Genomic DNA, 18,088 nt, shown 5'->3' with positions numbered 1-18,088 from the left:
GCGCCGGGCAGTCACTGCTTACCACGACGCCTTATGAGCCAGCCAGCGTTCCTGAAGCGCACTCAGTTGCTGAGCATTGTTTTTCCAGCGATGCGTTCCCCGCAGTTCATCGCGGGTAAACCTGCCCTGATGATACAGCTGTGTGACCCGCTCTGACCCGACCGGGATCAGGTTATCCAGTACACTGATGGCGCCCTGACGCTGATTGCAGACCAGAATCATGTCACAGCCCGCGGAAAGGGACTGCTGCGCCCGCTCAGGATAGCTGCCCATCACCGCTGCGCCCTCCATCGACAGATCGTCGGAGAAAATAATACCGTCAAAGCCCAGTTGCTCACGCAGCACGGTTTTAAGCCAGTATGGCGAACCACTGGCGGGCAGCGGATCAACTTCGGAGTAGATGACGTGTGCGGGCATGATGGCGTCCAGTGCCTGTTCGGTAATCAGCTTGCTGAAGATTGCCATGTCATGCTCACGCAGCGTCTTTTCGTCCCGCGGATCGCGTGGGGTCTCTTTATGCGAATCCGCACTCACCGCACCGTGACCCGGAAAATGTTTACCCGTAGTCTTCATGCCCGCCTCGTGCATCCCGGCAATAAAGCGGCGGGCGACGTCAAGGGCGATGGCCGGATCGGCATGGAAAGAACGGTCACCAATCGCGGCGCTGATATGACCAATATCGAGTACCGGCGCAAAGCTGATATCGATATCCATGGCGATCATCTCGGCCGCCATTTGCCATCCCGCCTGTTGCGCCAGTTCACCGGCGGTATCCAGGTCGTGCAACGCAGCAAAAGATTGCATGGCAGGCAGTTGGGTGAAGCCGTCACGGAAACGCTGCACGCGACCGCCCTCCTGATCCACCGCCACTACCAGCCGGGTGTGAGAGGCGGCGCGGATCTGCCGCACCAGCTCTGCCAGCTGAGCGGGATCATGATAATTTCGGGCAAATAAAATTAAACCGCCCACCATCGGATGCTGCAGGATGTCGCGCTCTTCGCCATCCAGTTCATAACCCTCGACGTCAAGCATCAGGGGGGCCGGGTAAATCTGATCTCATATCATGAATCCTGTAGCGAAACGCACCTGCGTGACGCGATTAAATCTATTCCCAGCTCTGTCGAGCCAGCTGTTGTAATGTGTCGTCGTCACGCTGACCGGCACGGAGCTGATACCAGCTGGCCATCAGCAACTGCAGCCAGGGCTGCCAGCGTCTGACCTGCTGCACCAGCGCGGTAAGCGGCAGCTGCATCGCCGCGGCATACTCTGCCAGCCAGTCGGCCTGGTGCTGCGGATCGCTGGCACAGACAGCCGCCAGCTCCAGCGCCACGTCGCCATCGGCGGCATACTCCCAGTCGATCAGACGCAGACCTTCGGGACCTTGTATGACATTTCCGGCATGCAGATCCATGTGCAGCGGAGCCAGCCTCAGCGGCCGGGGTTCACCCTGCTGCGTCAGACGCCTGAGCGCCCGCAACCAGCGGTGATGCCGCTGTGGAGTGAGCTGCCAGTAGCGCCATAACAGCGGCAACAACTGCAGACGATAGCCGGTCAGCGGCTGCTGATGCAGCTGCTGTAGCAGTGCCACGATCTGTGGACGCTGCTGGCTGAAACGGTGTTCATCCAGCGCTTCGCCTGCGCACCAGGTCAGGATAATCCCCCTGATGATGGCCCGCCACGGGCTGCGGTGCCACTCCGCTGGCTTGCAGTTTGCGTAACAGACGGAATTCGCGCTGCCGATCCACAAACGGAATAACCGGTTGCGGTGCCGCCCGCGCGATAAAAGTTCCGCGCGGGCTGACAATCTTCTGGCTGTGCCCGGTCAGACCGGCAAGCGGGATAAAGGATGTCTTTTCTGGTTCGCCGGTGACCTGCTGAATCATCCGCTGGAAAGCGGGATTAATTCTGTGCAATGCCGTTGCCGGACCAGATGATCTCGCCTGTCTGGACCAGCATCAGTTGCATTTGCAGCGTCGGCGCTTTGACATCGCCTCGCGCGTTACTGTAGAGCACATACTGAGCGTTAACGTTACGCGCCAGGCCAATCGCTTTACTGCGCGAGTTCAGGCTGTCATCCGGCGATAATCCCAGCGTCTGCTTGGCCTGCGCCAGTTGGTCAGCAGAAACCAGGGTGAATTTGCCGTTGTTATTCAGCGCATTCTGGATAGCTGCCGTCGCTTTCTCGCTTTGCAGCGCACCGTTGGTGCTGTTTTTAACCCGATCCACCAGCAACACGCTGCCCGGCTCGGCGCTGGCGGCCTGCAACATCTGCGCCACCAGCGGCTGAACGCTGGCATCCCAGTTGATAGTGACCAGTTTCGGTGGCTGCGGCACAGGCTGCGGTTGCGGCACCGGTTCAGGTTGTGGAACGGGCTGCACCGGCTCCACAGGCTGGGTCGGTTCAACCGGTGCAGGCTGCTGCTGTTTCACGACACAGCCGGTCAGAATGAGCGCCATCAGTAGCGCTCCGGTACGATTAACACTGCGTATCACGTAGAAAATCCTTAAAGATAGAGATAAAGACGAACCTTGCTGGCCGTCAGGTTACCCAGTTGCGAAGTGGCGATAATGCTGCCCTGCGCCGGAACGGTAACGGTCTGCGCCGGTTCCTGCGGGGTGATTTCCAGCCCTTTGTCGTCATACCAGTAGTAACGATAGTGCACAACAACCGGTTTTTCGCGCTGATTATAGAGCACGCTGGTGGCACGCTTCAGTCCATCGTTCTCATCCAGCGTCGGTTCATCGGTAATGATCCCTGCCGACAACACAGAGGACTCCATCACCAGCGACTGTGACGTATTAATCATCGGTTTTTCACTGCTGCAGGCCGTCAGGCAGAGCAGGATCGGCAGGCCAGTCAGCCAGGATCGCATAGCACGCTTCCGTTATCAGGTCAGTTAGAGAGCATCGGTCCCAGCGGTTCACCGCCCAGCAGATGCATATGAATGTGATAAACCTCCTGACCACCATGTTGATTGCAGTTCACAATCAGACGATAACCATTTTGATCGATACCTTCCTGACGGGCGATTTTCGCCGCGGTAGTAAACATACGTCCCAGCGCATGCTCATGCGCCGCTTCCGCCTCGTTGACCGTTGGGATCAGCACATTCGGCACGATTAAAATATGGGTCGGCGCTTTGGGCGAAATGTCGCGGAAGGCAGTGACCAGCTCATCCTGATAAACCACATCAGCGGGGATTTCGCGGCGGATAATTTTACTAAAAATGGTTTCTTCTGCCATGGTGCAATTCCTTTAGCCTGAGTCTTAATCAATCAGTATGCGGGAGAAATTTGTTTTCTTTCAACCTCAGGACCACTTTTCTTGCATTGTTCGCCTGCCTTTGCAGCAGCATCCTCTCTCCGTAACCCGCACGCTGTTCAGAATGCTAACAACGCCCCTGCCACACCAGAAAATGAAACGCTGTTTTATAAATTAGAATTTCGCCACCCTTTTCTTTGTATGACTGCCACTTCAGCGCCAGCACTTGCCAAATTGCGAAGGTTTAGCCGACCCGTCAGTTCTACTTTGCTAACCAGTCCGGGTGAGATGACCGGCGTCACCAGGGATAAACCGCCATAAACATCAAGGAGCATCAGACATGCGCTCACGTAAAATTGGTCTTGGCCACTATCTGGCCTACGGTTCCGGAGATTTTCTTGGAGCAGGCACCACGGCGCTGACCGCCGCCTGGTTGCTCTATTTTTACACCACCTTTTGTGGGTTAACCCCGATTCAGGCCACGCTGATCTTTGCCGCTGCCCGCGTGCTGGATGCGATAGTCAGTCCGCTGATGGGCTTTCTGACCGATAACTTCGGTTCGACCTGGCTGGGCAAACGCTTTGGCCGCCGCAAATTTTTTATCCTGCTCGGCATACCCTCTGTATTCAGTTATAGCCTGATGTGGCTCAGCGACATGAGTTTCTGGTGGTATCTCTGCACGTATCTGCTGTTTGATATCGTCTACACCATGATCCTGGTGCCGTATGAAACGCTGGTGCCGGAAATGACCGACGATTTCAAACAGAAAACCCGCTTCTCCGGTGCCCGCATCGGCCTGGCTCAGCTGTCGGCCATTCTGGCTGCCTTTTTTACCCGGTATTTTGCTGGGTATGCTGGGCAAAGATAATCCTCTCTCCTTCTTCTACGCCAGCCTGGTGTTCTCGGTAATCTGCGCGCTGGTGCTGACGCTGGTGTGGTGCTTTACCTGGGAGCGTCACCCCGACGACTTTTCCGCCGAGTCACGCCGTGCAGAACAGGAAAAGCAGCAGCTGACGCTGATGCAGAATCTCAAGCGGCTCTATGTCGAGCTGGCTTCAACCTTACGCATCCGCATCTTCCGCCAGCACCTTGGCATGTACCTCGGCGGCTATATCGCCCAGGATGTGTTTAACGCCGTCTTTACCTGGTATGTGGTATTTGTGCTGATGCAGAGCGCTCAGGTCGCCTCCAGCCTGATGGGCACCATGGCGGTGCTGCAGTTTATTGCCGTGATGGCGATGATTCCGCTCTGCATCCGCATGGGACCCGCGCCCGCCTACCGTCTGGTGGCTGTGCTGTTTGGCCTTGCGGCGCTCTCCTACGCTGGATTGTGGTATGCCGGAATGAACGACAACATGTCACTGCTGTTGGTGATCTCTGCCCTGGCAGGCCTGGGACGTGGCGGCATCAACTATGTGCCGTGGAACACCTATACCTATATCGCCGATGTGGATGAGGTGATCACCGGACAGCGCCGTGAAGGGATTTTTGCCGGCATCATGACCCTGACGCGTAAAGCGTCGCAGGCTGGCGCAGTTATGCTGGTCGGTATCGTGCTGCAGCTCTCCGGCTTTGTTTCTGGCCAGGCGACCCAGGTACCCGGCGTCAGCCACACTATTCTGGCGATTCTCAGCATTGGCACTGTGGCCGTACTGGCCTGCGGCTTTATCGTGTCACTGCGCTTTAAGCTTAATCTGCAGACCCACACTGTGCTGCGCCAGGAGACGCTGAAGATGCGCGACGCGGGCCGCATCGTGCCGGAAAGCATCACGCCGGAAGCACGCGGAATTGTAGAAACGCTGGCTGGCATGCCTTACGAAAACCTCTGGGGCAACAACAACATTGGCTTCCTTAATCGTAATAAGTCAGCGCCGGAAAAATTGTCCGCACATCCCACTTTAAACCCTTCTTTAAACCCGACCTTAAAACGACAGGAATAAACCATGACTGTATTTCCCGTTAAACACAGCAAATTATTGTGCCAGCCCGAACATCTGTTGCCACGCAGCGAACTGGTACAGCTGATTCAAAAGCTGACACAGAATCTGGTTAACATCACCGATGAGACAGGCGAATTTTTATTACGGCTGGACGATGGCCGGGTGATTGATACCAAAGGCTGGGCGGGTTGGGAATGGACACACGGCATCGGTCTGTATGGCATGCTGCACTACTATCAGCAGACCGGTGACCAGCAGACGCTGGCGATCATTGATGAGTGGTTTACGCAGCGTCTGGCGGAAGGCACGCCGACCAAAAATGTGAATACCGTTTGTCCTTTTCTGACGCTGGCCTACCGTTACGAAGAGACCGGTAACCCGGCCTGGGTGCCGGTGCTGGAGCGCTGGGCAGAATGGGTTATGTATGAGATGCCGCGTACCGAACAGGGCGGCCTGCAGCACATTGTCTATAACAACGAAAACCCACAGCAGCTCTGGGACGATACGCTGATGATGAGCGTGATGGCGCTGGCTAAAATTGGCCAGTTGCTGAAGCGCGATGAGTGGATTGAAGAAGCGAGTTATCAGTTCCTGCTGCACACCCAGTATCTGATGGATCGCAAAACCGGCTTATGGTTCCACGGCTGGAACTTTGACGGCCGCCATAACTTTGCTGATGCACGCTGGGCGCGCGGTAACAGCTGGGTGACGATTGTCATTCCCGACTTCCTGGAGATGATGAACTGGCCTGAGCATCACGCTACCCGCCGTTTTCTGCAGCAGGTGCTGGAGACCCAGGTTAAAGCGCTCAGGGAGTGTCAGCACAGCAGCGGATTGTGGCACACCCTGCTTGATGATCCGCACAGCTACCCGGAAGCCTCCGCCACCGCCGGGTTTGCTTATGGCATTCTGAAAGGGGTTCGCAAGCGTTATCTGCCCGCGGAGTATCGCGAGGTGGCAGAAAAAGCGTTGCGCGGCGTGATTGCCAATATTGATGACAATGGCGAGTTAAAACAGGTTTCCTTTGGTACCGCAATGGGCAAGGATCTGGATTACTACCGCACAGTTCCTCTGACCTCTATGCCCTACGGCCAGGCGATGGCCCTGCTCTGCCTGACAGAGTATCTGCGCGTTTACCTCTGAATCCCGGCCAAAAAAAAGCCCCGCTTAGCGGGGCTTTTTCATCGCTGTAAATCATTACATGCTGCGGATGTAATCATCCATATCGGTTTTCAGGTTATCGGATTTAGTCCCGAAAATCGCCTGCACACCGGAACCGGCAACCACCACGCCACGGGCGCCGAGGTTTTTCAGTTCAGTCTGATCCACTTTCGCCACATCGGCGACGCTGACACGTAAACGGGTGATACAGGCATCCAGGTTGGTGATGTTCTCTTTACCACCAAACGCCGCCACCAGTTTGCCCGCCATCTCGGTACCGGTTGCGGTAGATTGCTCGCTGCTGCTGCTCTCTTCACGGCCAGGTGTTTTCAGATCCAGCTTCGCGATCAGTACACGGAATATGGTGTAGTAAACCAGACCATAGATGATACCAACAATCGGGAACAGCCAGATTTTACTGCTGTTGCCGCTCAGGACGATAAAGTCGATCAGACCGTGAGAGAAGCTGGTGCCATCACGCATCCCAAGCAGGATACAGATTGGGAATGCCAGACCCGCCAGCAGCGCATGGATCACATACAGGATTGGTGCCACGAACATGAATGAGAATTCAATCGGTTCGGTGATACCGGTCAGGAATGCGGTCAGCGCGGCGGAGATCATGATACCGCCCACTTTGGCGCGATTTTCAGGCTTCGCTGAATGCCAGATAGCAATCGCTGCCGCTGGCAGACCGTACATTTTGAACAGGAAGCCGCCAGAGAGTTTACCTGCGGTCGGGTCACCCGCCATATAGCGCGGGATATCACCGTGGAACACCTGACCTGCCGCATTGGTGTATTCACCGATCTGCATCTGGAAAGGAACGTTCCAGATGTGATGCAGACCAAATGGCACCAACGCGCGTTCAATTACGCCATAAATACCAAAGGCGACAACCGGGTTTTGATAGGCAGCCCACTGTGAGAACTCCTGAATCGCGGAACCTATCGGTGGCCAGATAAAGGAGAGCAGTACGCCGAGAATGATAGCTGCCAGACCGGAAATAATCGGCACAAAACGCTTACCGGCAAAGAAGCCCAGATATTCTGGCAGCTTGATGCGGTAGAAGCGATTAAACATGTAAGCGGCGATGGAACCGGCGATAATACCGCCCAGCACCCCGGTGTCGGCGAGGTGTTTAGCCTCGATCTCCGCCGCAGGCAGATGCAGCACCAGCGGGGCAACCACCGCCATGGTTTTCACCATGATGCCATAAGCAACAACCGCTGCCAGCGCCGAAACGCCGTCATTATTGGTAAAGCCCAGCGCCACACCGATAGCGAAAATCAGCGGCATGTTGGCGAACACCGATCCACCCGCTTCTGCCATCACATGCGAAACCACTGCAGGTAACCAGCTGAAATTGGCTGAACCGACCCCTAACAAAATACCGGCAATCGGCAGAACCGATACCGGCAGCATCAGCGATTTACCGACCTTTTGAAGGTTGGCAAAAGCATTTTTGAACATAGCGTGAAGCTCCTGAGTAAGAGTGCATATTTGCGCAGTGCGCGTGGCAAAGAGGGAGGATTCTTTGCCGGGCCGGCGGTGACCGCCTTTTGATTTATTACGAAGGGTAAAATAATTCCCGATTTGTTACTTTGACGGGTATCACGTTTCGACAATCACAAGGGCGCACTTTACGAAATTTCTTACTGATCCGCACCACTAATCGGCGATAAAAAAGCTGACCCTGTCTGAAAAAACAGGGTCATATACGCAGGTTACAGATTAATTACAGAGGCTGAAATAATAGCTGATCAGGCGCCCAGCTGGCTCATCGGGATATGAAACAGCGTGGAGAAGTTTTGGGTGGTGGTGGCTGCCAGCGTTTCTAAATCCACCCCCTTCAGGACAGCCAGATATTCGGCAACATCGCGCGTATAAGCGGGCTGATTCTCTTTACCACGGAAAGGCACCGGGGCCAGATAAGGCGAATCCGTTTCCACCAGCATCCGATCCAGCGGCACATAGCGTGCGGCTTCACGTAACTGCTCGGCATTGCGGAATGTGACGATGCCGGAAAAAGAGATGTAGAAGCCCATATCCAGCAGTTTTGCTGCGGTGGGCTGATCCTCAGTGAAGCAGTGCAGCACGCCGCCGCAACGTTCAACCTGCTCTTCACGCAGAATCGCCAGCGTATCTTCGCGGGAATCACGGGTGTGAACAATGATCGGTTTGTTCAGCGCAATACCGGTATGGATATGTTCCCGGAACGAGCGCTGCTGCTGATCTTTTGTTTCTGGCTGATAGTGATAATCCAGCCCGGTTTCCCCCAGAGCCACCACCTGAGGATCGGCAGAGAGCCGACGAAACTCCTCAACATCATAGGCCTCTTCCTGATTCAGCGGATGCACACCGCAGGAGAGCGCTATATTTTTCCGTTCGCCGACCAGACTTTTAAGGGTATGAAAACCAGGCAGCGTGGTGGCGATTGCCAGCATAAATTTCACATCACGCGCCGCCGCTTTGGCGATCACATCATCCAGGTCACGATGGTTCTTTTCATAGTCCAGGCCATCAAGATGGCAATGGGAATCCACAATAAACATAATTACTCTCAGATAGGTTTAGCCGACAAGTGCGGGCTTCTGTTTGTCCGCCCAGCTCAGAAGCTGATCGGTCAGCAATAATTCGCGATTCACCGATGCCACATGCAGTAGCTGCTCGCGACAGCGCATCCAATCCTGGAGGCTGCTGTTGAGCGCGCTGGCAGAAAAGTATCCGGCCAGCAACTGCACCACATCCTGACGATCGATATTACTCAGCCACTGACCTGCATGTTGCTGCCACTTCATTGCATCCAGCAGCAAAGAGAGCAGCCAGCCGATACGCGCTGCCGCGTCGTCGGCGTTCAGCGCAGGCAGCAGTTGCAGGATGTCCTGCTGCAACGCAGCGGACAGCGCATCGCAGAGCTTCTGCCGGGCCTGCCACGGTCCGTTTTCCAGCAGGCTCAGCGCCGCACCGGGTGCACCTGCGCTCAGACGCAGAGCCGCCAGCAGCATCTGTTCGTCGTGCGAAGCGTGCTTCTTCAGCCAGAGCAGGCTTTGTCCTTCGTCCGGCGGCGTCAGATGCAGCGCCATGCAGCGGCTGCGCAGCGTGGCCAGCAGTCGCGAGGGATCGCGGCTGCTGAGGAAGAACCAGCTGTTGGCTGGCGGCTCTTCCAGCGTTTTCAGCAAGGCGTTGGCCGCCGCTTCCGAAAGCTGCGCGGCATCCGGCAGCCAGACCACTTTCGCGCCGCCCTGCTGACCAAAGTGGTACATTTTTTCAGTAACCTGCCGCACCGCGTCGATGCCCAGGGTACTTTTGCCCTTCTCCGCTTCAAGCCGATACCAGTCAGGATGGGTATTGGCCTGCATCAGCTGGCAACCGTGACACTGCCCGCAACTTTTCAGGCCATCCCGCTGCTGGCACATCAGCCAGCGGCTCATCCCCCCAGACCAGCGCCTCATCGCCCATACCTGCCATCGCCTGGATCAACAACGCATGGTGAGCGCGATTCTCCTGATGCTGGCCAATCACCTGGCGATAAGGCTGATTCAGCCACGGATACCAGTTCATCACGCCTGCTCCGCCAGCCAGCCATCCAGCACCGACTTAAGTGACGCTGTCACATCACCCAGTGATTGTGTCGCATCGATGGTGATGATGGTGGGGTCCTCCGCTGCCAGCGCCAGATAGCGCGCTCGGGTGCGTTCAAAGAAGCGCAATGACTCCTGCTCAATGCGATCCAGCTCACCGCGCGCACGGGCGCGCTGCAGACCGATGTCGGGTGTCACATCAAGATAGAGCGTGAGATCGGGACGGAAATCGCCTAAGACGGTATCACGCAGCGTCTGCATCAGACCGGCGTCAAGTCCACGTCCGCCCCCCTGATAAGCCTGAGAGGAGAGATCATGGCGGTCGCCGATCACCCAGGCACCGCGCGCCAGCGCCGGTTTAATGACGGTTTCCACCAGCTGAACCCGCGCCGCATAGAGCATCAGCAGTTCCGCTTTATCTGTAACCTGCTCGCCCTCAATACCCTGCTTAACCAGCACCCGCAGCTGTTCTGCCAGCGGCGTACCGCCTGGCTCACGGGTAAAGACCAGATCGTGAATGCCACGTGCACGCAGCGTGGCGACGATGGCGTCACGCGCGGTGGTTTTGCCGGCACCTTCCAGGCCTTCAATGACGATAAACTTACTGTTCATTTTTTTCCTTTAGCGTCTGCCGGTAAACCTGCACCGCCTTGTTATGGCTGGCAAGATTAGTCGTAAAGGTATGGCCGCCCTTGCCGTCCGCAACAAAGTAGAGATAGTTGGTTTTCTCGGGATGAGCCGCTGCCTGCAGAGAGGCTTTACCCGGCATGGCGATCGGACCCGGCGGCAGACCGTTAATGATATAGGTATTGTAAGCGCTGGCCGTCTCAAGATCTTTGCGGGTCAGCGTCCCGTTATAGCTGTCGCCCATGCCATAGATGACGGTGGGATCGGTCTGTAACCGCATACCGGTGCGCAGGCGATTGATAAACACCGAGGCTACGCGCGCGCGCTCTTCGCTGACGCCGGTCTCTTTCTCAATGATTGAGGCCATGGTCACCAGATCCTGTGGGGTTTTATAGGGCAGATTATCCGCCCGTCCCTGCCACACCTCAGCAATGGTTTTTTTCATCCGCTCATGAGCGCGCTGCAGCAGCGCCATATCGGTGGTATTAGCCGTGTAGAGCCAGGTATCCGGGAAGAAGTTGCCCTCCAGCTGCTCAGGCTCCACTTTTAGTGCGCTGGCAAGGGTGGCGAACTGATCATCTTTCAGGGTATGCCGGATATAAGGCGCTTTGCGCAGCTCACTCAGCCACTCTTTCAGCCGCTGGCCTTCCACGAACCGCACCGGGAACTGCGCCTCTTTACCGCTGGCCAGCAGCTGTAACAGCGAACGCACCGTCATGGTCGGCTCAAGGCGATAGGTACCCGCCTTGAAGGTCGCCAGTTCAGGTTCCAGACGCAGCAGCGCGCCAAACCAGATACTGTGCGGAATAATCTTCTGCTCTTCCAGCTGCGCTTCAAGTGCGACCCGGCCCGTGCCGGCAGGCAGCGTGTAGATCGTTTCCTGCTGCAGGGTTAACGGAGTAGCCGCAAACCGCTTAACCTGCCAGTAACTCAGCACAGCCGCGAGACCAACGATCGCCAGCAGGCTGACGACGATTTTTTTGCTTCGAATCATGATGCATCCATTATCTTTTCACAGCTTGCGCGCAACTGATTAAACAGCGAGCGCTCAGTAAACTCTACCGCTTCTATCTGTCGGACCGGCAGGACCGGCATCAGCGCGTTACATATCACCACTTCATCGGCGGCCAGCAACTGCGCCGGTTCGCTTTTTTATTACCTGGCAAGCCTGACCTGCAGCAGCAAGTTGCGCCATCAGACTCCGCCGCATAATGCCATCCACGCCCGACGCTGACAGATCAGGCGTGAAAATTTGCGAGCCCTGACGCCAGAATAAATTGGCCGCACAGCATTCCACCACCCAACCTTCAGTGTCAAGCACCAGCGCCTCGTCGGCGTCTGTCTGGTCAAGATGAGCTCTGATCATCACCTGCTCCAGACGATTAAGGTGCTTGATACCGGCAAACTGTGGGTTTCGTGCCAGACGGATCGGGCTAAGTCGGAGTGACGCGCCACGCTGCTGTAAATCGGCGTAGTGTTGCGGCCAGGGCGCCAGCGAGACGATCCGCGTAGGTTCACCACAGCCGCGCCGGCTGTAGCCCCGCCCGCCGCTGCCGGCACTGATAATCACTTTCAGCACCGCCTGGGTTTGTTGCTGCGCGGCCTGTCGCATTTCTGTCTCAAGCTGAAGCCAGTCGACGTCATCAATCCATAATCGCTCACAGCCCTCTTTGAGGCGCTGAATGTGGCTCTCCAGCAGCACGATTTTACCCTGACGCACCGCGGCGGTAGTAAAACAGCCATCCCCAAACTGCAGGCCGCGGTCACTGGCGGCCAGCATCGATTGTTTTAACCCGTTAATCCACATGGTTCTCTCCTGAGCGTGACTCGTGATTTCAGCGCATTCTGCAGGATAAAAAAAAGGCCCGCATCGCGGGCCTTTTTTAGCAATCAACAACGATTACACTTTACGGAAGATCAACGAACCGTTGGTTCCGCCGAAACCGAAGGAGTTACACAGGGTGTACTCCAGACCGGGAACCTGACGCGCGGTGTGGGGCACGAAGTCGAGATCGCAGCCCTCATCCGGATTGTCGAGGTTAATGGTCGGTGGAATGGCCTGGTCGCGCAGCGCCAGAATCGAGTAGATCGATTCAACCGCGCCTGCCGCACCCAGTAAGTGCCCGGTCATTGATTTGGTCGAGCTCACCATCACGCTGCTGGCTGCTGCCCCAAAGACCGATTTCACCGCCCGCGCTTCCGCTTTATCACCCGCTGGCGTGGAGGTGCCGTGCGCGTTGACATAGCCGATCTGCTCTGGCGTAAGCTGAGCATCGCGCAATGCGTTGATCATTGCCGCGGCGGCGCCTGATCCATCTTCTGGTGGTGAAGTCATGTGGTAGGCATCGCTGCTCATACCAAAACCTACGATTTCCGCGTAGATTTTCGCACCACGTTTCTTCGCATGTTCATACTCTTCGAGTACCACAATGCCAGCGCCGTCACCCAGCACAAAACCGTCACGATCTTTATCCCACGGGCGGCTGGCCGCTTGCGGGTTTTCATTACGGGTTGAGAGAGCACGTGCTGCACCAAAGCCACCGACGCCTAATGGCGTACTGGCTTTCTCTGTGCCACCCGCCAGCATCACATCAGCATCGTTATAGGCGATGATACGTGCGGCATGACCGATGTTATGCACACCAGAGGTACAGGCTGTCGCGATAGAGATGCTTGGACCTTTCAGGCCATACATGATGCTGAGATGACCCGCCACCATGTTAACGATGGTTGAAGGCACAAAAAATGGGCTGATTTTGCGCGGGCCGCCGTTGACCAGTGAAGTATGATTCTCTTCAATCAGACCTAAACCACCGATGCCGGAGCCAATTGCTGCGCCCATACGGCTTGCATTTTCGTCGGTAACTACCAGACCACTGTCCTGCATGGCCTGCATACCGGCCACAATGCCGTACTGGATGAAGGCATCCATCTTGCGCTGATCTTTGCGCGAGATGTAGTCATCACAATTAAAATCTCTTACCAGACCTGCAAAACGTGTTGCATAAGCACTGGTATCAAAATGGTCGATCAGGGTAATGCCGCTCTGACCGGCAAGGAGAGCACTCCAGGTAGACTCTACGGTATTGCCGACAGGAGACAACATGCCAAGACCAGTCACAACTACACGACGCTTAGACACGTTCGTCCTCCAGGGAGGGGAAATAGGGAACTATGTGGGACAAACAAAAAAATCAGGCGGTCGAGCGACCGCCTGAAGATATTCATTAGCCTTTATGGCTATTGATATAGTCGATCGCTGCCTGAACGGTAGTGATTTTCTCAGCTTCTTCGTCTGGAATCTCAGTATCAAACTCTTCTTCCAGAGCCATCACCAGCTCAACGGTATCAAGAGAATCGGCACCCAGGTCTTCTACGAAAGATGCAGAGTTGGTGACTTCTTCCTCTTTCACACCCAGCTGCTCACTGATGATTTTCTTAACGCGTTGTTCGATATCGCTCATACTATTTAATTTCCTATCAAAACTCGCTTTCGCGATGGTTTTCGTAGTGTATAAAATGGTGAAAAAGATGCAACAAAATCCCGGCTGGTCGAACCACGATTTTGCGTTATTTTGCGGTTCTAACCGCAAATAAAGCAAATCATTTCGTGATTTATCAGACCATGTACATTCCGCCGTTGACGTGCAGCGTTTCACCTGTGATGTAGGCTGCTTCGTCAGAGGCTAAAAATGCCACAGCATTGGCGATTTCCTGAGCATCGCCTAAGCGACCCGCAGGAACTTCCGCCAAAATACCGGAACGTTGATCTTCGTTCAGTGCCCGCGTCATGTCAGTCTCAATAAAGCCTGGAGCCACGACGTTGACGGTAATGCCACGTGACGCGATTTCGCGCGCCAGTGATTTGCTAAAGCCAATCAAACCCGCTTTTGCTGCCGCATAGTTTGCCTGGCCCGCATTACCCATGGTTCCAACAACGGAACCAATGGTGATGATACGGCCCACGCGCTTTTTCATCATGGCACGCAGGACCGCCTTGGAAAGGCGGAATACCGATGTGAGGTTGGTATCCAGGATATCCTCCCACTCATCGTCCTTCATGCGCATGAGAAGATTATCACGCGTAATGCCTGCATTATTGACTAAAATATCCACTTCGCCAAATTCAGCACGAATATTCTCTAAAACAGTGCTGATTGAGTCAGCGTCAGTCACATTCAGTAACAGGCCTTTGCCCTTGTCGCCAAGGTAAGCACTGATGGCGTCGGCGCCACTCTGGCTGGTTGCAGTTCCTACCACTTTAGCACCGCGTGCCGCCAGTGTTTCTGCAATCGCACGACCAATGCCGCGACTCGCGCCGGTAACCAGCGCAACTTTACCTTCAAAGCTCATGATTTTCCTCTTATTCCTTACCGAGTGCAGCCGTCAGGGATGCAGTATCGTTAACGGCAGCCGCTGTCAGGCTATCGACAATACGTTTCGTCAGTCCGGTCAGGACTTTACCTGGCCCCATCTCCAGGAGCTGCGTCACGCCCTGTGCTGCCATCGCTTCCACGCTCTCGGTCCAGCGAACCGGGCTGTAGAGCTGACGGACCAGCGCATGGCGGATGGCCGCAGCATCGGTTTCAGCTTTCACATCGACGTTGTTGATCACCGGTACCGCAGGCGCGTTAAAGGTGATGCTCTCCAGCGCCACCGCCAGTTTATCGGCCGCAGGCTTCATCAGTGCGCAGTGAGAAGGAACGCTGACCGGCAGTGGCAAGGCACGCTTAGCGCCCGCTGCTTTACAGGCGGCACCCGCACGTTCAACGGCTTCTTTGTTACCCGCAATAACCACCTGGCCCGGCGAGTTAAAGTTAACCGGTGAGACAACCTGACCCTGCGCGCTCTCTTCACAGGCTTTGCGGATAGCCGCGTCATCCAGGCCAATAATCGCCTGCATCGCGCCAGTGCCTTCAGGCACCGCTTCCTGCATCAGTTTGCCGCGCAGTTCAACCAGCTTCACTGCATCCGCAAAGTTAAGCACACCCGCGCAAACCAGCGCTGAATATTCACCCAGGCTGTGACCGGCCATCAGGGCTGGCTGTTCACCGCCCTGCTGCTGCCAGACACGGTAGATTGCCACGGAGGCGGCTAACAGTGCAGGCTGAGTCTGCCAGGTTTTGTTCAGCTCTTCAGCCGGACCCTGACTTACTAATTGCCACAGATCATATCCCAGCGCGTCAGAGGCTTCACGGAAGGTCTCTTCTACCAGCGGATACGTTGCCGCTAATTCAGTCAGCATGCCCACGGTCTGTGAACCCTGACCGGGGAAAACAAATGCAAATTGCGTCATTTTTCGTTCCTGTCAATCAAAAGCGAACCAGCGCAGAACCCCAGGTGAATCCACCACCAAAGGCTTCCAGCAGAATAAGGTGTCCGGGTTTGATGCGGCCATCACGGACCGCTTCATCCAGTGCGCTTGGCACCGATGCGGCAGAGGTATTGCCATGACGATCCAGTGTGACGACCACTTTATCCATGGTCATGCCGAGTTTTTTCGCGGTGGCGCTGATAATGCGCAGGTTCGCCTGATGCGGCACCAGCCAGTCCAGCATTTCACGATCGAGATTATTGGCCTGCAGCGTTTCATCAACGATGTGAGCCAGCTCGGTAACGGCAACCTTGAAGACTTCGTTGCCTGACATGGTGACATAAGCGGGCTGATCCTGATGCGCACGATCCTGATAAGGCAGCGTCAGCAGCTGTGAATAGCGACCATCAGCATGAAGATGGGTAGAGATGATCCCCTGCTCTTCGCTCTGACCCAGCACGACCGCGCCTGCACCATCGCCAAACAGGATGATGGTGCCGCGATCTTCCGGATCAAGTGCGCGTGCCAGGACATCAGCACCAATCACCAGAGCATGTTTCACTGCGCCATTTTTGATGTATTGATCGGCCACGCTCAGTGCATAGGTGAAACCTGCACAGGCGGCAGCGAGGTCAAACGCCGCGCAGTCTTTGATCTCAAGCATTTGCTGGATCATGCAGGCAGAGCTGGGGAAGGCATGGCTGGAAGAGGTTGTGGCGACAATAATCAGCCCAACATCGTTCGCTTCAATGCCTGCCATTTCAAGGGCGCGTTGCGCCGCACTGAATCCCATGGTGGCGACGGTTTCGTCAGGCGCAGCAATACGGCGCTCGCGGATGCCGGTACGGGTAACAATCCACTCGTCCGACGTCTCCACCATTTTTTCCAGATCGGCATTAGTGCGGATCTGGCTTGGCAGATAACTGCCCGTACCGATAATTTTGGTATACATCTAGGCTTTGTCACTCCTGGCTAATACAGCATCAAGGCGCGCAGCAATTCGCTCGGGAATTTGCTGCCTCACCGCCTGCTCTGCCTGTTCTATGGCCACAGCGAAGGCGTGTTGATTTGCCGCACCGTGACTCTTGATCACTGTTCCGCGCAATCCTAACAGACAAGCGCCATTGTACTGGTCAGGGTTGAGATGCCCGAAGCGCTTCGTCAGACGTTTCTGAATCCAGCGCCCCAGCAACTGAAGCCACCATGACCGTTTTTTACCTTCCCCTGATGACTTCAGCAGAGAAAGAAACATTCTTACCACGCCTTCCATAGTCTTCAGCGTGACGTTTCCGACAAAACCGTCACAGACCATCACATCCGTTTTACCGGTGAGCAGTTCGTTACCTTCAAGGTAACCAATATAGTTGATTTGCGGTGATTCTCGCAGCACTGCCGCGGCGTCGCGGATCGTTTCCAGCCCTTTGGTCTCTTCATGACCAATATTGAGCAACGCGACACGGGGCCGTGCAATACCAAGCACATGCTCAGCCATTACCGACCCCATTACAGCAAACTGCACCAGCATCGCACTGTCTGAGCCCACATTTGCGCCCAGATCCAGCACCACGGTTTTACCCTGTTGCTGGTGCGGTAAAACGGACATCAGCGCCGGACGTTTAATGCCATCCAGCGGTTTTAATAAGAGCGTCGACAGCCCCATCAGCGCACCGGTATTCCCGGCGCTGATGCAGGCCTGCGCACGTCCCTCTTTAACCATCTCCAGTGCCACACGCATTGAGCTGCCGCGACTGTTGCGGATGGCCTGAGCGGGCCGCGCATCACTTGCAATAACCGATTCGGCAGGGATGACCTGCAAACGCCCCATCAGGGAGGAATCCGCTTTGGCAAGCAATGGCATGAGGGTGTCGGGATGTCCGACCAGAAGAAGGAATAGTTCCGAATGAGAGGCCAGTGCCTGCAATGCTGCAGGCACTGTCACGCAGGGACCGAAGTCCCCGCCCATGGCATCAATCGCCAGGGTCAAACGTGTCAAGGTATCGCCTTGCTAAGCAAGAAACTTACTTAACGATAACCTTGCGACCGCGGTAGTAACCGTCCGCAGTGATGTGGTGACGCAGATGAGTTTCGCCAGAAACTTTATCTACTGACAGAGCAGCAGTGGTCAGCGCATCGTGCGAACGACGCATACCACGCTTAGAACGGGTGGGTTTATTCTGTTGTACGGCCATGGACCTTACTC

At 55.7% G+C, this 18,088-nt stretch carries 16 protein-coding genes and 4 pseudogenes; 2 read left to right on the top strand and 18 right to left on the bottom strand.

Going from position 1 to position 18,088, the window contains the following annotated elements; genetic code table 11:
* Nucleotides 1–18 precede the first annotated feature (18 nt).
* The 5 genes and pseudogenes from nagZ to hinT form a co-directional block, all read right to left on the bottom strand.
* Nucleotides 19–1,032: a beta-N-acetylhexosaminidase gene (nagZ, locus tag JNO11_RS07055; protein ID WP_325177104.1), complete on the bottom strand. Its 1,014-nt coding sequence runs from the start codon at nt 1,030–1,032 to the stop codon at nt 19–21.
* Between the two features lie 73 nt (nt 1,033–1,105).
* A pseudogene (gene thiK / locus JNO11_RS07050) lies at nt 1,106–1,883 on the bottom strand (thiamine kinase).
* A 16-nt stretch (nt 1,884–1,899) separates the two neighbouring features.
* Nucleotides 1,900–2,493 carry a penicillin-binding protein activator LpoB gene (lpoB, locus tag JNO11_RS07045; RefSeq protein ID WP_022625861.1) on the bottom strand — a complete coding sequence of 198 codons (594 nt, stop codon included), beginning with the start codon at nt 2,491–2,493 and terminating at the stop codon, nt 1,900–1,902.
* Between the two features lie 11 nt (nt 2,494–2,504).
* A complete protein-coding gene (locus JNO11_RS07040) occupies nt 2,505–2,873 on the bottom strand; it encodes a DUF1425 domain-containing protein (protein ID WP_325177103.1) in 369 nt (122 codons plus the stop codon).
* A 20-nt stretch (nt 2,874–2,893) separates the two neighbouring features.
* Nucleotides 2,894–3,244, bottom strand: a complete 351-nt coding sequence (hinT, locus tag JNO11_RS07035; RefSeq protein WP_009090851.1) for a purine nucleoside phosphoramidase — start codon at nt 3,242–3,244, stop codon at nt 2,894–2,896.
* A gap of 358 nt (nt 3,245–3,602) precedes the next feature.
* Here hinT and JNO11_RS07030 point away from each other — a divergent pair.
* Nucleotides 3,603–5,202, top strand: a pseudogene (locus JNO11_RS07030) (MFS transporter).
* 3 nt (nt 5,203–5,205) lie between these two features.
* Nucleotides 5,206–6,345 (top strand): glycoside hydrolase family 88 protein, encoded by a 1,140-nt coding sequence (locus JNO11_RS07025; protein WP_033786538.1) that lies wholly within the window; start codon nt 5,206–5,208, stop codon nt 6,343–6,345.
* Nucleotides 6,346–6,399: 54 nt separating this feature from the next.
* Here the strand turns inward: JNO11_RS07025 and ptsG are convergent, their stop codons facing one another.
* The 13 genes and pseudogenes from ptsG to rpmF form a co-directional block, all read right to left on the bottom strand.
* On the bottom strand, nt 6,400–7,836 hold the full coding sequence (gene ptsG, locus JNO11_RS07020) for a PTS glucose transporter subunit IIBC (protein WP_010669858.1): 1,437 nt from the start codon (nt 7,834–7,836) through the stop codon (nt 6,400–6,402).
* Between the two features lie 290 nt (nt 7,837–8,126).
* Nucleotides 8,127–8,918, bottom strand: a complete 792-nt coding sequence (locus tag JNO11_RS07015) for a metal-dependent hydrolase (RefSeq protein WP_325177102.1) — start codon at nt 8,916–8,918, stop codon at nt 8,127–8,129.
* A gap of 18 nt (nt 8,919–8,936) precedes the next feature.
* Nucleotides 8,937–9,927, bottom strand: a pseudogene (holB, locus tag JNO11_RS07010) (DNA polymerase III subunit delta').
* Nucleotides 9,927–10,559, bottom strand: a complete 633-nt coding sequence (tmk, locus tag JNO11_RS07005) for a dTMP kinase (RefSeq protein WP_325177101.1) — start codon at nt 10,557–10,559, stop codon at nt 9,927–9,929. Before tmk ends, holB begins: the two are co-directional and overlap by 1 nt.
* Nucleotides 10,549–11,568: a cell division protein YceG gene (yceG, locus tag JNO11_RS07000; protein WP_010246324.1), complete on the bottom strand. Its 1,020-nt coding sequence runs from the start codon at nt 11,566–11,568 to the stop codon at nt 10,549–10,551. Before yceG ends, tmk begins: the two co-directional genes overlap by 11 nt.
* Nucleotides 11,565–12,381 (bottom strand): annotated as a pseudogene (pabC, locus tag JNO11_RS06995) (aminodeoxychorismate lyase). The gene yceG and the pseudogene pabC overlap by 4 nt, the downstream one beginning before the upstream one ends.
* Before the next feature lie 93 nt (nt 12,382–12,474).
* Nucleotides 12,475–13,716 carry a beta-ketoacyl-ACP synthase II gene (fabF, locus tag JNO11_RS06990; RefSeq protein WP_010246329.1) on the bottom strand — a complete coding sequence of 414 codons (1,242 nt, stop codon included), beginning with the start codon at nt 13,714–13,716 and terminating at the stop codon, nt 12,475–12,477.
* Between the two features lie 85 nt (nt 13,717–13,801).
* Nucleotides 13,802–14,038: an acyl carrier protein gene (gene acpP, locus JNO11_RS06985; RefSeq protein WP_003849865.1), complete on the bottom strand. Its 237-nt coding sequence runs from the start codon at nt 14,036–14,038 to the stop codon at nt 13,802–13,804.
* Nucleotides 14,039–14,192: 154 nt separating this feature from the next.
* Nucleotides 14,193–14,927: a 3-oxoacyl-ACP reductase FabG gene (gene fabG, locus JNO11_RS06980; protein WP_010246337.1), complete on the bottom strand. Its 735-nt coding sequence runs from the start codon at nt 14,925–14,927 to the stop codon at nt 14,193–14,195.
* Nucleotides 14,928–14,937: 10 nt separating this feature from the next.
* Nucleotides 14,938–15,870, bottom strand: a complete 933-nt coding sequence (gene fabD / locus JNO11_RS06975; RefSeq protein ID WP_010669852.1) for an ACP S-malonyltransferase — start codon at nt 15,868–15,870, stop codon at nt 14,938–14,940.
* A gap of 16 nt (nt 15,871–15,886) precedes the next feature.
* A complete protein-coding gene (locus tag JNO11_RS06970; protein WP_010246341.1) occupies nt 15,887–16,840 on the bottom strand; it encodes a beta-ketoacyl-ACP synthase III in 954 nt (317 codons plus the stop codon).
* Complete coding sequence (gene plsX, locus JNO11_RS06965) at nt 16,841–17,881, bottom strand: phosphate acyltransferase PlsX (RefSeq protein ID WP_061704083.1); 1,041 nt, start codon at nt 17,879–17,881, stop codon at nt 16,841–16,843.
* A 25-nt stretch (nt 17,882–17,906) separates the two neighbouring features.
* Nucleotides 17,907–18,077, bottom strand: coding sequence for a 50S ribosomal protein L32 (gene rpmF / locus JNO11_RS06960; RefSeq protein ID WP_003849870.1), 171 nt, complete (start codon nt 18,075–18,077; stop codon nt 17,907–17,909).
* Nucleotides 18,078–18,088 lie beyond the last annotated feature (11 nt).

It is taken from the genome of Pantoea sp. 1B4, from assembly GCF_016925765.1.
GTDB classification, from domain to species: domain Bacteria; phylum Pseudomonadota; class Gammaproteobacteria; order Enterobacterales; family Enterobacteriaceae; genus Pantoea; species Pantoea agglomerans.
This window is presented reverse-complemented; position numbering and strand designations above follow the sequence as displayed.